This window comes from Marinomonas pontica (genome assembly GCF_036322735.1).
Taxonomy (GTDB): Bacteria; Pseudomonadota; Gammaproteobacteria; order Pseudomonadales; family Marinomonadaceae; genus Marinomonas; species Marinomonas pontica.
Window position 1 is genome coordinate 2,585,892 of the sequence record NZ_AP027271.1, and the last position, 13,933, is coordinate 2,599,824.

16 protein-coding genes are annotated in these 13,933 nt (G+C 44.9%); 6 read left to right on the top strand and 10 right to left on the bottom strand.

Translation table 11 applies throughout. The features are described from left to right. Positions 1-52: 52 nt before the first annotated feature. The gene (locus tag AABA11_RS12145; RefSeq protein WP_322783829.1) at positions 53-979 is read left to right on the top strand and encodes a LysR family transcriptional regulator; all 927 of its coding nucleotides are present in this window, start codon (positions 53-55) and stop codon (positions 977-979) included. Positions 980-1,002: 23 nt separating this feature from the next. On the opposite strand, the gene AABA11_RS12150 is transcribed toward AABA11_RS12145, so the two are convergent. The 6 genes from AABA11_RS12150 to AABA11_RS12175 form a co-directional block, all read right to left on the bottom strand. Continuing rightward, complete coding sequence (locus AABA11_RS12150) at positions 1,003-2,520, bottom strand: ATP-binding protein (protein ID WP_338268281.1); 1,518 nt, start codon at positions 2,518-2,520, stop codon at positions 1,003-1,005. 4 nt (positions 2,521-2,524) lie between these two features. Further along, entirely contained in the window at positions 2,525-3,244 is a 720-nt protein-coding gene (locus AABA11_RS12155; protein ID WP_338268284.1) for a winged helix-turn-helix domain-containing protein, read from the bottom strand. Between the two features lie 64 nt (positions 3,245-3,308). Next, positions 3,309-3,764 (bottom strand): DUF1499 domain-containing protein, encoded by a 456-nt coding sequence (locus tag AABA11_RS12160; RefSeq protein WP_338268285.1) that lies wholly within the window; start codon positions 3,762-3,764, stop codon positions 3,309-3,311. Positions 3,765-3,793: 29 nt separating this feature from the next. Continuing rightward, positions 3,794-4,696 (bottom strand): 23S rRNA pseudouridine(2605) synthase RluB, encoded by a 903-nt coding sequence (gene rluB, locus AABA11_RS12165; RefSeq protein ID WP_265728155.1) that lies wholly within the window; start codon positions 4,694-4,696, stop codon positions 3,794-3,796. Positions 4,697-4,812: 116 nt separating this feature from the next. Then, positions 4,813-5,433 (bottom strand): L-threonylcarbamoyladenylate synthase, encoded by a 621-nt coding sequence (locus AABA11_RS12170; protein ID WP_338268288.1) that lies wholly within the window; start codon positions 5,431-5,433, stop codon positions 4,813-4,815. Positions 5,434-5,484: 51 nt separating this feature from the next. After that, positions 5,485-6,336: a PHP domain-containing protein gene (locus AABA11_RS12175; protein WP_265728154.1), complete on the bottom strand. Its 852-nt coding sequence runs from the start codon at positions 6,334-6,336 to the stop codon at positions 5,485-5,487. A 151-nt stretch (positions 6,337-6,487) separates the two neighbouring features. On the opposite strand from AABA11_RS12175, the gene AABA11_RS12180 reads away from it, so the two are divergent. Together AABA11_RS12180 and AABA11_RS12185 are read left to right on the top strand one after the other, a co-directional pair. Continuing rightward, on the top strand, positions 6,488-7,024 hold the full coding sequence (locus tag AABA11_RS12180) for a septation protein A (RefSeq protein ID WP_338268290.1): 537 nt from the start codon (positions 6,488-6,490) through the stop codon (positions 7,022-7,024). Between the two features lie 2 nt (positions 7,025-7,026). Continuing rightward, entirely contained in the window at positions 7,027-7,332 is a 306-nt protein-coding gene (locus AABA11_RS12185; protein WP_338268291.1) for a YciI family protein, read from the top strand. A 47-nt stretch (positions 7,333-7,379) separates the two neighbouring features. Here AABA11_RS12185 and AABA11_RS12190 read toward each other — a convergent pair whose 3' ends face one another. Beyond that, complete coding sequence (locus AABA11_RS12190) at positions 7,380-7,661, bottom strand: Rdx family protein (RefSeq protein WP_338268293.1); 282 nt, start codon at positions 7,659-7,661, stop codon at positions 7,380-7,382. Positions 7,662-7,752: 91 nt separating this feature from the next. On the opposite strand from AABA11_RS12190, the gene AABA11_RS12195 reads away from it, so the two are divergent. Together AABA11_RS12195 and mnmC are read left to right on the top strand one after the other, a co-directional pair. Then, positions 7,753-8,304 (top strand): peptidylprolyl isomerase, encoded by a 552-nt coding sequence (locus AABA11_RS12195; protein WP_338268295.1) that lies wholly within the window; start codon positions 7,753-7,755, stop codon positions 8,302-8,304. Beyond that, positions 8,294-10,291, top strand: coding sequence for a bifunctional tRNA (5-methylaminomethyl-2-thiouridine)(34)-methyltransferase MnmC2/FAD-dependent 5-carboxymethylaminomethyl-2-thiouridine(34) oxidoreductase MnmC1 (mnmC, locus tag AABA11_RS12200; protein ID WP_338268296.1), 1,998 nt, complete (start codon positions 8,294-8,296; stop codon positions 10,289-10,291). Before AABA11_RS12195 ends, mnmC begins: the two co-directional genes overlap by 11 nt. 60 nt (positions 10,292-10,351) lie before the next feature. Here mnmC and AABA11_RS12205 read toward each other — a convergent pair whose 3' ends face one another. Then, positions 10,352-10,681, bottom strand: coding sequence for a hypothetical protein (locus tag AABA11_RS12205; protein WP_338268297.1), 330 nt, complete (start codon positions 10,679-10,681; stop codon positions 10,352-10,354). A 117-nt stretch (positions 10,682-10,798) separates the two neighbouring features. On the opposite strand from AABA11_RS12205, the gene cysE reads away from it, so the two are divergent. After that, complete coding sequence (cysE, locus tag AABA11_RS12210; protein WP_265728172.1) at positions 10,799-11,614, top strand: serine O-acetyltransferase; 816 nt, start codon at positions 10,799-10,801, stop codon at positions 11,612-11,614. A gap of 20 nt (positions 11,615-11,634) precedes the next feature. Here the strand turns inward: cysE and AABA11_RS12215 are convergent, their stop codons facing one another. Together AABA11_RS12215 and ligA are read right to left on the bottom strand one after the other, a co-directional pair. Then, positions 11,635-11,871: a YheU family protein gene (locus AABA11_RS12215; protein ID WP_265728148.1), complete on the bottom strand. Its 237-nt coding sequence runs from the start codon at positions 11,869-11,871 to the stop codon at positions 11,635-11,637. Continuing rightward, a complete protein-coding gene (gene ligA, locus AABA11_RS12220) occupies positions 11,872-13,908 on the bottom strand; it encodes an NAD-dependent DNA ligase LigA (RefSeq protein ID WP_338268301.1) in 2,037 nt (678 codons plus the stop codon). Positions 13,909-13,933 lie beyond the last annotated feature (25 nt).

The following is a 13,933-nucleotide window of genomic DNA, read 5'->3' on the forward strand; positions in this document are numbered from 1 at the left end:
GGCTTTTTTTATACCTTATAGTCTGAAAAAAACTCACTTACAGCGAATCATTATGAGTATCATTGAAGTTAGGCATTTAAAAACCCTCGCTGCTCTACGAGAAACTGGCAGCTTAGTCGAGGCCGCAGAACGTGTCCATTTAACTCAGTCGGCCCTATCTCATCAGCTGAAAGATTTAGAAGAAAAACTCGGTTGCCCCCTATTTATTCGTAAAACCAAGCCTGTTCGCTTCACGAGCGCGGGTTTACGCTTACTGCAACTAGCAGACGATGTATTACTGTCTTTTCGCTCAGCACAACGAGACATTCAACGATTTGCAGAAGGAGAAAGCGGCCGACTCCACATCGCGATTGAATGCCACAGTTGTTACGAATGGCTTATGCCAACGATTGATCACTTCCGTGAACATTGGCCGGATGTAGAACTCGATTTATCGACAGCCTTTGGCTTTATGCCGTTGCCAGCTCTAGCGCGTGGAGATTTAGACTTGGTGGTCACGTCCGACCCACAAGACATTCCAAACATAGAGTACATCCCCTTATTTCAATACGAATCCCAGGTTGCTGTTTCTCGTCACCATGAACTGGCCAAAAAGGAATTTTTGAGCCCCGAAGATTTCGAGAAAGAAACGCTGATCACCTATCCTGTTGAAACCGAGCGCTTAGACATATTCAAGCACTTCTTGAACCCAGCGAACATTTCGCCCGCAAAAATACGTCACAGTGAATTAACCCTGATGATGATGCAATTGGTCGCCAGTGGCCGAGGAATATGCTGTTTGCCAAATTGGGCGCTTACTGAATACATCAACAGACAATACATCATTACTAAATCACTGGGAGAAGAGGGACTTTGGTGTAAGCTGTACATCGCGATACGCAAAGACCAACGCGAAAACGCCTACATGGAAGATTTGATCTCTACCGCATCAAAAACGTGCTTCAAAAACCTCAAAGGTATTTTGGCGCCAGACCTATAGACACACGCCACCTTTTTACAGCATCAAGACACCGTGTTCTGATGCTGGTTGCGAGACCATATTAAACTGAACTTCGCGCCACCGGATTCGCTTGCATCAATCAAAACCGCTCCGCCATGCCAAAACGCAATACGCTGAACAATCGCTAATCCTAGTCCATAGCCACCTGAAGCCCGAGTTCGACTATTATCCAATCGCTGAAAGGGTATAAACACCTTGTCGCGATCTTCAAAGGCAATTCCTGGACCATCGTCTTCAATGTCTAATTGCCAACGTTCAGCGTCACACGAAAACGTGATCACAATAGTACTGGATGCGTATTTAGCGGCATTAAGAATAAGGTTTTGCAAAGCTCGGCTTAAATGATGCTCATCCGCCAAAACAAGATCATCATCTGATATTTTCACTTCGACTTGTAAGTGCTGCAGCAATAGATGGTTATGCTGAAGAATGCCCTCCACTAATTGAGAAATAGACAACTCTTTGAAGTTAAGTTCTAACGAACCGCCCTCCAGTTTCCCGTAAGTTAGCACTTCATCAACCAAGGTGTTTAGTTCTTCCACATCGCCTTCTAATGCCTCAATGGTTTTCCCTACACTGTCGTCAACTTCGTCCTTCATCACCTCAAGGCCAAACCTCAGTCGTGCGATCGGAGTGCGTAATTCATGAGAGATAGCGTTAATCATCTCTCGCTGAACTTTTAATAAACGCTGAATATGAGACGACATAGAATCAAATGAATAAGCCAACTCTTTCAATGTACCACTACTGTCGTCAGGAATGCCTTTTGGAAGCCCACTGCGACCACGGGCAATTTGACGAGTAATGCTTTCAAAGGTTTTGCGTTTAAAGTCCAATGAAATAAGCTCTCGCCAAATCAGCATCAACATCACAGCAATACCAACACCCACCACAGTGACCACAATCAAGGTAAGGGAAACATTATTGTCGTATGCGACGGATAATAAAACAGGCTTATTGGCTTCTTTGTCTTTCCAAATAAAACCATACTGACTGTAAACACCATTAACAGAAGCAACGCCAGTTAAAGGCGCTGTGGCAGAAGCAGAAACCTCTTCCATCAAAAGACAGGGAAAGCTTTCCAGCAAGGCCATTTTATCGTTATAACTTAGTTGATCGGTCAATAAAAATTGACTCAACAAAGACTCAAGCTTAAACAAAGAGCTTACTTGATCAACACGACCAACCAGAACAGGCGCATCAGAATCACCAAGCGCGATCTGATAGCTGTTTTCAGGAATTTTTAGCCATTTTTTATCTAATATCAAAGATGAGATGGTCGAGACAGGAAGTGGAGTGCTGGATTTCACACTCCATTGAAACTGGGATTCTGCAATGTCCTGACGGACACCTAAAAGCAACAATGAGGAACTAATTTCAGCGTCGATACACAACAATTGTTCGACTCTTGATGCGCCAAAGCGAATTTGGGTAAATTCCATGACGATATAACAACACGCAACAATAACGACACCTCCTAAAATAAGGTGTCGATACAACCGCCACATTTCAGCTCGCATGCTATTACACTTCTTTTACGAACAAGTAGCCTTTACTGCGAATCGTTTTGATACGACGCGGATGAATTGGGTCATCGCCAATTTTTGAACGAATACGAGAAATACGAACATCAACAGAACGATCTTGCCTATCGTATTCAATACCTCGCAACTCGCCGAAAATTTCCTCTCGACTAAGAATACGTCCCGCATTGCTTGCCAACAACCACAGTAGATCAAATTCAGCGCTCGTAAGTTCCACTTCTTCTTCAAGAAGCCACGCTTCGCGGCGGGAATTGTCGATGGTTAGAGGACCAAAAGTAAGATCTTGCTCTTCTTTTGCAAGAGCTGCACTGGTGTCAACATCTTGGGTACTGCGACGCAACAAAGATTGAACGCGTGCTAACAGAACTCTGGGCTTGGCTGGTTTTGAGACATAATCATCAGCACCAATTTCCAATCCTAAAATCTGATCGACATCATCACTTCTCGCCGTCAGCATTAAAATAGGCCCTTTGTAGTCGTTTCGGACGCTTCGACAAACCGTAAAGCCATCTGCTCCCGGCAACATGAGATCCAAAATAACCAATGCAGGCTGCTCTGCAACAATACGTGAAATGGCTTTGCGTCCATCTGGTTCAATGCCAACATTGAAACCATTTTTTTGCAAATATTCCTGAGTAAGCAACGCTAATCGTTCATCGTCTTCAACAATTAAAATGGTTTTGTTGTCATCAATACTCATGGGCAATCCTCGTCCTGTTATTATCGTTTTAGATTTAATGACTTATAAATCAACACGTCCGAAATCAATCTACTAAAAGATCTTGAATTTGTCTAACTCTCTCGCGGTTAACACCGAGATCAGAATATCCAACACGGGAAGCCGAACGAATATGCACTACGCTGTCTGCATCAGGAAGGTAAAACTCGACATCATCTACGTAACCAACTATCGGGCTTTTTACCTCAAAATGCACGTACCCTAGTGAACTACTTATGATACGAGCACGCCCATTTTTCAGCATGTAGGACTCAAGTTTTAATTGGGTGCTTTTCCGACTGTCGGTATAAACAATCGGTTCAGCATAATGAAGGACATCATCCTCTAACGCTTGGGTTGAAACACAGTTTGGTGAAGATGGACAAGGCTTTAATAGTCCATCCGTTAGGCCCAAACCTTCTGGCAACGTATTACTGATACTGACATAAATACAGAATCCAATAACCAAAGCAACAACTAATCCAATTATCCAGCGAACCATGCTTCTAAGACTCCCAAGCGATTTTTATCTTAACGGAACGATCTTTTTCCTGGCTTTTTCGGTTTGAACTCAGGCTTATCATTGCTCTGCCAATCAAACCCTTTAGGCGGAGCGCGACGAGCACCACCCGCTGTCGCCTTATTTTTATGACGTTTTAATTCCAATTTTTCTTGTTGTGTTTTCGGTGTCAATTCTGACAGTTTCAAATCCACCATAGCACACAACGAATTCACGTCCGTTTCTTCCATTTCAACCCAACGACCTACCTTCGCTTTAGAAGGCAAGAAAACAGGACCAAAACGAACTCGTTTCAAGCGGTTAACTTTCACCCCTTGAGACTCCCAAAGACGTCGAACCTCACGGTTACGACCTTCCATTAGGCAAACATAAAACCAGCGGTTGATACCTTCACCACCACCGTCAACAATGTCGGTAAACTTCGCAACACCATCGTCTAGAATGACCCCTTTTTTCAACGTCGCAAGGTTTTCTTCGGTAACCTCACCCATGACACGAACAAGGTACTCGCGGTCAATTTCTGTTGAAGGATGCATCAATCGATTCGCCAATTCACCATCCGTTGTGAAAAGCAGCAGACCCGATGTATTAATATCCAAACGCCCTACCGCAATCCAACGCTCTCCGCGTAATTTTGGTAGTTTATCAAACACAGTAGGTCGACCCTCTGGGTCCTTACGAGTACAGACTTCGCCTTCAGGTTTGTTGTAAATAATAACGCGGCGGTTTTCACCCGCTTCAGTCGCCACAATAGAATAACCATCTATTGTAATGGTATCTTTCACGCTAACGCGATCGCCCAATGTCGCCACTTCGCCATTGACCAACACTCGGCCTTCGCGGATGCGATTTTCCATCTCACGGCGTGACCCTTGACCTGCTCTCGCTAATACTTTTTGTAACTTCTCGTCCATTACGAACCTCTTAGAGGGAATGCTTCTCAGCAACCCAGTTTTGAAAAATTTTAATTAACACTTCTATGCATTATAAGCCACACGGCGTGAACCTGGACAGCTGAATATACAACATTTTACGCAAACGGTGATGGATCACCCGCCCCAACACGTACCACTTCGATACTGTCGGCATCCATTTTCACGACTGTCGTCGGCTGCATCCCACAAAAACCACCATCAATGACCAAATCTAGAGCATGTTCTAATGTATCGCGAATGTCATATGGGTCCGTCATCGGGTCTGTTTCTCCTGGTAAAATGAGAGAAACACTCATGATTGGTTCACCTAACTCTTCCAACAAAGCAGAGACAATGTGATTGTTAGGGATACGAATACCGATGGTTTTTCGTTTAGGGTGGAGTAATCGCCTTGGCACTTCTGAGGTCGCACTAAAAATAAACGTATAAGGCCCAGGCGTATTATTTTTCAGCAATCGATATAAGTGGTTGTCAAAACGAGCATAAGTCGAGATCTCTGACAAATCTCGGCACACCAAGGTAAAGTTGTGCTTATCATCCAAACGGCGGATTGCTCTAATGCGATCCAGCGCATTCTTATCTCCTAGGTGACAACCAAGGGAGTAACCACAATCCGTCGGATACGCAATAACGCCACCATTACGAATGACTTCAGCCGCTTGTTTTACCAAACGTGCTTGTGGGTTTTCTGGGTGTATCTGAAAAAATTGACTCAATCTGCTCTCCACAAAAATATAAAAAAGAATAACCCAATCACCATCAACGAGTTATGCCCAAGACTGCCAAACCAAATCCACTTCACTTTCGTGAATCTGAGTAAACTTGCCGACCTGCATCCAAGGACCAAACGGCCCGTGATAATCACTGCCAACAGACGCTTTTAATCCAAATTCTTGTGACAATCTTTCTAACAGTCGAACGCTATCAGGGCGCTCATTACCCGAAACCACTTCCAGTCCGGTTCCACCCCATTTTTTAAAATCGCCTAATAAGCGTTTCAGCTTTGTGACGGTTAATGGGTAGCGTTTAGGGTGCGCTAGCACCAACTCCATATTCTGGTCTGCCAAAGAAGTTAGCACTGACTCAAGTTCGGGCCATACATCACGCAATTGCCCCAATCTTTTATTACCTAAATACCGGTCAAACGCCTTATTAGCGTCTTTAACAAAGCCCTTCTCTACCAGTAAACTGGCAAAATGTGGACGGCCTAACTGACTTTCGCCTGCCAACGTGACAGCGTCATCAAATAAATCAGGAAGCCCTTGTTTCACCAATAAGTCAGCAATGCGCCTTGCACGGTCTAATCTGATCGCCTGATTACCACGGACAATAGCCTGAAGCGCTTCGTTATCTTGCGAAAAATTCAATGCCACCATGTGCAATGGAATCCCATTCCATTGTGTCGATAGTTCCACACCATTCACAAAACTCAGCCCTTGCTCGGCCGCTCTTGAACTCGCTTCAGCAATACCATCCAGCGTGTCATGATCTGTTAGTGAAAATAACGTAACACCTTGCTCCACCGCTAAATCCACAAGATCAGCGGGTGAAAAATGGCCGTCTGAGCGAGTAGAATGGGTGTGTAAATCGACTTTTCTGTAACTCGCAGTTTCAGGCATAGATAGACTGTTCTTTAAAAGGAATGATGGTTATCATAAAGAGAAAGTACGAATGACAGGCTTTTATTTACATGTCGGGGCAAGAGGACTTGTTCACACCTTCCCTTTACCAGCATACATACATTCTAGTATACATACACTGGGTTTTTATATGAAAATACTATTTGACTTCCTTCCTATCATTATCTTCTTTGTTGTTTATAAAATGACAGGGGATATTGTACTCGCCACGGCCATTTTGATCCCTGCGACCATTATTCAAGTCGGCTACACATGGTTTAAAAACAGAACCGTTGAAAAAATGCATCTCGCGTCTTTAGCGTTGGTTATTTTACTTGGCGGAGCCACTGTTCTGATGGGCAATGGCGATTTTATTAAATGGAAACCCACCATAGTAAATGGACTGTTTGCCATCGTCTTCTTTGGCAGCCAGTTCATTGGTGAGAAAAATATCATTCAGCGCATGATGGGGGACAAACTCGAATTGCCCTTCAAAGTGTGGCGCACATTAAACCTTGCATGGGTTGGCTTTTTTATTGTTTCAGGGGTCACCAACCTCTACGTTGCATTCACCTTCAGTGAAGAAATATGGGTCGATTTCAAGCTATTTGGCTTGCTAGGCATGACCGTAATTTTCATCATCCTTCAGGGTATTTACCTGTCATCGCATTTACAAAATAAGGAATAACAATGCTGTACTCTATCGTTGGTCAAGATGTAGCAAACAGTTTAAACGCTCGTCAACAAGCTCGCCCAGGGCATTTGGCTCGCTTAGAAGCCCTTCAACATGAAGGCCGATTGGTTTTGGCAGGTCCAAACCCAGCAATTGACACGGACAACCCAGGTGACGCAGGCTTTACTGGCAGTGTCGTAGTCGCTGAGTTTGCCAGCCTTGAGGACGCAAAAGCCTGGGCAGATGCAGACCCTTATGTGGACGCCGGCGTATATGAAAACGTAACGGTTAAACCCTTTAAGCAAGTTTTCCCGAACGCCTAGAAACACTCTCTACCTTCTCCCCCAACCAAGGGGGAGATTGGAAGACGTTATTTTTTAACATCCGAATGACCAAGATCTCTCTGTGGATCAATCACGTCCCTCATTCTTTGCTTTAATACTTTCGCCTCTGGAAATCCATCTTCTTCTTTGCGGCACCAGACCTCCTGGCCATTTACCCTTATTTTAAAAATACCGCCCTGAGTCGGCAGCAAGGTAACGCTTTTTATATCGTCATCAAACGTCGTTAATAGCTCTTGAGCCAGCCAAGCGGCACGCAACATCCAACGACATAGGGTACAATATTCGATTTCTACGGCAGCAGTTCGCATTTGCTTTCTCTCCGATTAATTCATAAGACGTCTTGGAACGTCGTGTAACAAACAATATTATTCAACATTACACACCATTAGGAAGCCCAATATGATTAAGTCTTTCATTACCAGTCTAGCCCTACTTGCCTTTTGTTCACAGGTAAATGCAACAGAAGTAGACATTGTAACCAATCAAGGCACCATTCGCGTCGATTTAAACGACTCTGCCGCGCCAAAAACAGTCGCCAATTTCCTACGATATGCGGACGAAGGTTTCTACGACAACACCATTTTTCACCGTGTCATTCGAGGTTTCATGGTACAAGGTGGCGGCTTCACTAAAGACCTAGAGCGCAAAAGCACACATAAAGCCGTCGCATATGAAGGCGAGAATGGGTTAGCCAATAACCGAGGCACACTGGCCATGGCGCGCACACAGGATCCAAACAGTGCGACCTCTCAATTTTTCATTAACCAAGTAGACAATGTATTCTTAAATCACGGTGCTAGTGGTGGCGCAGGCTACACAGTGTTTGGTCATGTCATTTCTGGTATGGATGTGGTTGACGCTATTGCCGCAGTAACAACGTCAAACGTAGGTCCCTACCAAAATGTGCCAACCACGCCGGTTACGATCAAGAGCGTTTCACGTGTTAACTAGCTATCAATTAGAAACACCCGGACTGAGTTGGGGAAAAGACGGCGCACCTCATTCAAACCAATTCGATGATGTTTACTTCGACAAAGAGTCTGGGCTAGAAGAAACGCGCCATGTATTTTTAAAGAACAACCAACTGTTTGACCGTTGGGTTTCCATGCCCAACAGGGCGTTTGTGATTGCCGAAACAGGCTTTGGCACTGGGCTGAATTTCCTTTGCACATGGCAAGCGTTTCTTAACGAAGCTCCGTCCGACAAACAGCTGCACTTTATTTCTGTTGAAAAATACCCTTTAAGCAAGCAAACGCTCGCTGCGGCCTTAAAAATGTGGCCGTCGTTACAGCATTTTAGTCAACAACTCATCGACGCCTACCCCGTTGTGTGTCATGGCTTTCATCGCATAGAGCTAGAACAAGGACGCATTCAGCTATTGTTGTGGTTTGGTGAAGCAGAAGACGGATTTGAAGCGTTAGATGCCGATGTCGATGCTTGGTTTCTTGACGGTTTTGCTCCTAGTAAAAACCCAGAAATGTGGTCAGACAATCTTTTCAAACACATTCATCGACTGAGCCACCAAGGCACAACATTCTCGACGTTTACCGCCGCCGGTATTGTCCGCAGAGGGCTGAAAAACGTCGGTTTTGATGTTAGAAAAGTAAAAGGGTTCGGTCAAAAAAGAGAAATGTCCGTTGGCGAATTAAATCAGAATGTCGCCCCACTGACTGAGCGCATGTCACAAGGGCAATCTTGGTTTAACCTTCGACAAAACACCCACTCAAATGTCAGTAATGTCCTTGTAGTGGGTGCAGGACTAGCAGGTGCCAATACCGCCTTCGCACTGGCCAATCAGGGTATTAAAGTGACAGTCTGGGAAAAAGGCAGTCATATTGCCTGTGGCGCATCGGGCAACCCTCAAGGAATGCTGTACCCAAAGCTGGCATCACAAGATACGCCGGTTAACCGCTTTTACCTATCAGCCTACTTGCGTGCTGCAGACCTGTACTCAAGGCTCGATAAAAACAACGAATTCTGGGATCAATGTGGGCTAATACAAATACCCAAAAACGATAAAGAAGCCGGACGTTTTGAAAAGTTATTACGAGACAAACTTTATCCAGACAGCATTCTACAAGCATCAAAAGACAGAAAAGGAAGCCTATTTTTACCTTTATCTGGTTGGGTTGTATTAACGTCACTTTGTGAAAAGTTGCTGTCTCATAACAACATTACCGTAAACCTCAATAACCCTTTAGAAGCGCTTACACCGGTTAAAGACAATGGAAAAACGGTTGGCTGGAACGCCGTATCAAAAGGCGAGGAAGTGCATTTTTCACACGTTGTACTCTGCACGGCCAACGACACCAAAGCACTCAATATAACGCCCCACACACCCGACTACCCCATTCGTGGTCAAGTGTCGTATATCACGATGGATAATGCGAAAAAGGCCTGTCAACGCATTGGAGAACCAACCGACAAGCTGCACTTCCAAAAAGTATTGTGTGAGTTTGGTTATGTATCGCCATCGATAAATGGATTACTGCATTTTGGTTCTACTTACGATCTAAAAGATCAAGATGACCAAGTAAGGGAAGAGGGGCATAAACGTAACCTAGCTATTTTGGAAAGCTTGCTGATATTGCCAAAAGACACGTTTAAGACTGAAGATTGCGGTGGACGCGTGTCATTCCGTTGTGCGGTTCCTGACTATACGCCAATTGTAGGACCCGTTCAGACAGAAAGAGTGTATCAGGAGGCTTACGCCGCATTGCAAAAAAATGCGAAATGGAAGTCGAACGAAACAGCAGAACCCATTCAACAGCTCTATTTAAATATCGGTCATGGCTCAAGAGGGTTAATATCCACGCCATTAAGTGGCCAATATATTGCCAGTTTGATTCTGGGTACACCTTCCCCTTTAGAACAGACCGTAAGCCACAAATTGCACCCAAGTCGCTTTGTGATTCGAGACCTAAAGCGCAGTCAATAAAGGCCAGCTTACTGCATTGAAGCCGCGTAAATCGTTTCAATGCAGTTTTCTTACCGTGCTTTATGATTCAAACAAAGCGCAAGCACTTGGAATCAATTCAACAAAACGGTTAGACGTTTGAGGCCGGAAAACATAATGATTCAACTCTGGAAGCAAACCGCGTAACTGATCACTCAATTGCAATAAACTGGGATTGATAGGCTCATAAGGATACACATGATCCTGAAGGCTGAGTTTGTGTAGCTCATCAAGCTCGTCTTGTAAAATGCCCTTCATTGCAAAAAAACGGTCTTTTTGATTAATATCATTCGTTTCCCAATACGCATCGGAAAACGCTTCATTCAATTCATAAAAAATATGCAACGCATCAGCAACGTTCTTCTTAGACATGTTATCTCCATCTTTCTTAGGCAATATTACTATTACCCCTTGTATTGTTTAACCCTAACCCTATAACCTACATTCTAAACATGAATCAATATAGGTGAATACCCCTTGAGTACTACAATGCATCATGCCGTGACTTCTGACAATCTCTGGCAGTCTTTGCAAGCAGAAGCGGAAAAGCTTGCACAAGACGAACCTATTTTAGCCAGTTACTTCAATACTACTATTTTACGTCATGAATCATTGTGTTCGGCATTAAGTTTTTTACTTGCCAGCAAACTCGACAGCATCTCGATCCCTGCAATGGTATTACGCGAGGTGTTTGAAGAAGCCATGGCAGACACCCACTCTGGCATTGTCAGACAAATCGAGCAAGATATTTTAGCGATAAAAGAGCGTGACGCGGCATGTGACACCTTCACCACGCCACTGCTCTTCTTTAAAGGTTTTCATGCACTGCAAACGTATCGCGTTGCAAATTGGCTATGGAAGAACAATCGCAAGAGCCTAGCCCTCTACTTACAAGGTCAAATGTCGATGGTGTTCAGTGTCGACATTCACCCAGCCGCCACGATTGGTTGTGGCGTCATGTTAGACCATGCAACAGGGCTTGTTGTCGGCGAAACCTGTGTCATTGAAGACAATGTATCAATCTTACAGTCCGTCACACTGGGTGGTACTGGGAAAGAGCATGGCGATCGTCATCCTAAGATACGCTCAGGTGTTCTTATTGGGGCAGGCGCCAAAATTCTAGGAAATATTGAAGTGGGAGTCGGCGCAAAAATTGGTGCTGGTAGCGTGGTGCTCGAAGCCGTTGAACACCACACCACGGTGGCTGGCGTTCCGGCAAAAGTAGTAGGACGAAACACCGAAGAAGAACCGGCGCTTATCATGGATCACAACATCAATCACTGTTTACGTGATTGCGCGAAGTAATCACTCCTAGCCATTACACCTTACAAAAGGTCGTAATGGCTAAGCGCTTCTTTTAGTACCATTTTGATGGTTTCACTCTCAGTATCGAATAACAGTACCGCTTCGCCTTTTCGCAAAAATCGCAACGCTTGTTCCCGCTTCTGCGCGACAGACAAATCATAGTCGCCATAATCCGTACCATCCCGAGACACAATGTCATCTAAAATCGCTTCTAATGTCTCAGCAGCCAGAGAGTCGTAAGGAATCAACGTGTCCACTTAAATTGCTCCATACTGAGTAAGTAAATCGATTACTCCAGTCTCATCTATGACAGGCACATTGAGTGATTGTGCTTTTGCGAGTTTCGAACCAGCCTTTTCACCCGCCACCAAACAATCGGTTTTGGCCGAAACCGAACCGCTCACTTTTGCACCTAGCGCTTGAAGCTTGTCTTTGACCTGATCACGGCTGAACTGACTTAACGAACCGGTTACCACATAGGTTTTGCCAGAAAGAGGCAAGTCATCCGCAGACACGGACTGTTTTGTCTCCCAGAGAACACCGGCGTTTAATAAGCCAAGAATGGTGTCCCTATTCAGTTCTTGCTCAAAAAACAGCCGCACATGCTGCGCCACAACCGGCCCCACATCTTCCACTTCGACCAAAGCCTCTTGGTCTGCCGCCATAAGAGCGTCCAACTCTGTAAAGTAGCTGGTTAGTGCGCGCGCCGTTGCCTCTCCCACTTCACGAATACCCAACGCATAAATAAATCGATTAAATTGTGTGCTTTTAGCCGTTTCAATAGACGCTAGCAGCTTCTCGACAGATTTTTGTCCCATCCGCTCCATGGCAAGCAAAGCGTCTTTCTTCTCATGCAAGGTGAAGATATCAACTGGGGTTTTCACCAATTCATTATCCACTAATTGTTCTATCAATTTATCGCCAAGACCATCAATGTCCATGGCCTTTCGAGAAACAAAATGCTTTAGAGATTCCTTCAGCTGCGCACCGCAGACCAAGCCGCCCGTACAACGAATAATGGCCTCGCCTTCGACTTGTTCTAAATCAGACCCACAAACAGGGCACGCCTCAGGAAACACCACGTCGGTTGCGTCTTCGGGGCGTTTATCTAGCACAACTTGCACCACTTTAGGAATCACGTCCCCCGCACGATGAACAATCACATAGTCGTTTATTTTCACACCTAAACGGTCAATTTCATCTTTGTTGTGCAAAGTCGCATTCGACACTGTCACCCCGCCGACAAACACAGGCTCTAAGCGTGCTACAGGTGTTATGGCGCCAGTACGACCAACCTGAAAGTCTACGCCCGTTATCCGTGTCATTTCTTCCTGCGCAGGAAATTTTCTTGCGATGGCCCAACGCGGCGCACGCGCAATAAAGCCCAATTGATTCTGCAACGCGATACGATCCACTTTGTACACGATGCCATCGATGTCATAAGACAAATCGGCACGCTTTTCATTTAGCATTTCGTAATAATCAATACAGCCTTGCGCCCCTTCGGCTTTTGCCATTAGGTCATTGGTTCGAAACCCCCACTCACTCAATTGCAGCAGACCTTCGTAATGACTCTCTGGCTGCTCCCATTCTTCGACATAACCAATAGAATACGCACACATAACAAGGGGACGTTTGGCCGTTATTTTTGGATCAAGCTGACGTAAGCTGCCTGCGGCCGCATTTCTAGGATTAACAAAGGTTTTTTCACCTTGCTCAGCCGCCAATGCGTTCAGTTTTTCAAACCCTTCCTTTGGCATATAAATTTCACCGCGCACTTCTAATACGGCAGGTGGTGTTTCAGTTCGAAGCTTTAACGGTACGGAATAAATCGTTTTGATATTCGAGGTAATGTCCTCACCCGACAATCCATCGCCGCGGGTAACACCGCGAATTAAACGACCATTTTCGTATCGAAGACTGATCGCTAAGCCATCCAGCTTAGGCTCACAACAATACGTAACCTGCTCAGCATGAATCAGTTTTCGAATACGCTGATCAAAATCAGACAAGGACTCGTTATCAAAAGCATTGTCCAGTGACAACATGGGAACCGTATGAGGCACGTTGGCAAAACCACTGTCCGGTTTTTCACCGACTCGTTGAGTGGGTGAATCTTCTTGAATCCACTCAGGGTGTTCTGCTTCTATATCTTGAAGTTGACGATAATCACGATCGTACACAGCATCAGGAACAAGGGGATCGTCTTTCACATGATAGGCATAGCTGTAGTCATTAAGTTGCTGAATTAAATCCAGCATTTGCTGATGCGTCATGTTTGTTGCTTGGCTCATAGGTAAACTCTAAAACGTGAAATAT

Bases quoted from the DNA above. Each gene is read 5' to 3' on its own strand.
- AABA11_RS12190 (WP_338268293.1), bottom strand. From the start codon at position 7,661: ATGCGAACTGCTGCCGTAGAAATCGAATATTGTACCCTATGTCGTTGG.
- AABA11_RS12180 (WP_338268290.1), top strand. From the start codon at position 6,488: ATGAAAATACTATTTGACTTCCTTCCTATCATTATCTTCTTTGTTGTT.
- AABA11_RS12155 (WP_338268284.1), bottom strand. From the start codon at position 3,244: ATGAGTATTGATGACAACAAAACCATTTTAATTGTTGAAGACGATGAA.
- AABA11_RS12145 (WP_322783829.1), top strand. From the start codon at position 53: ATGAGTATCATTGAAGTTAGGCATTTAAAAACCCTCGCTGCTCTACGA.
- cysE (WP_265728172.1), top strand. From the start codon at position 10,799: ATGCATCATGCCGTGACTTCTGACAATCTCTGGCAGTCTTTGCAAGCA.
- AABA11_RS12175 (WP_265728154.1), bottom strand. From the start codon at position 6,336: ATGCCTGAAACTGCGAGTTACAGAAAAGTCGATTTACACACCCATTCT.
- ligA (WP_338268301.1), bottom strand. From the start codon at position 13,908: ATGAGCCAAGCAACAAACATGACGCATCAGCAAATGCTGGATTTAATT.
- AABA11_RS12185 (WP_338268291.1), top strand. From the start codon at position 7,027: ATGCTGTACTCTATCGTTGGTCAAGATGTAGCAAACAGTTTAAACGCT.
- AABA11_RS12195 (WP_338268295.1), top strand. From the start codon at position 7,753: ATGATTAAGTCTTTCATTACCAGTCTAGCCCTACTTGCCTTTTGTTCA.
- AABA11_RS12160 (WP_338268285.1), bottom strand. From the start codon at position 3,764: ATGGTTCGCTGGATAATTGGATTAGTTGTTGCTTTGGTTATTGGATTC.
- AABA11_RS12205 (WP_338268297.1), bottom strand. From the start codon at position 10,681: ATGTCTAAGAAGAACGTTGCTGATGCGTTGCATATTTTTTATGAATTG.
- AABA11_RS12150 (WP_338268281.1), bottom strand. From the start codon at position 2,520: ATGCGAGCTGAAATGTGGCGGTTGTATCGACACCTTATTTTAGGAGGT.
- rluB (WP_265728155.1), bottom strand. From the start codon at position 4,696: ATGGACGAGAAGTTACAAAAAGTATTAGCGAGAGCAGGTCAAGGGTCA.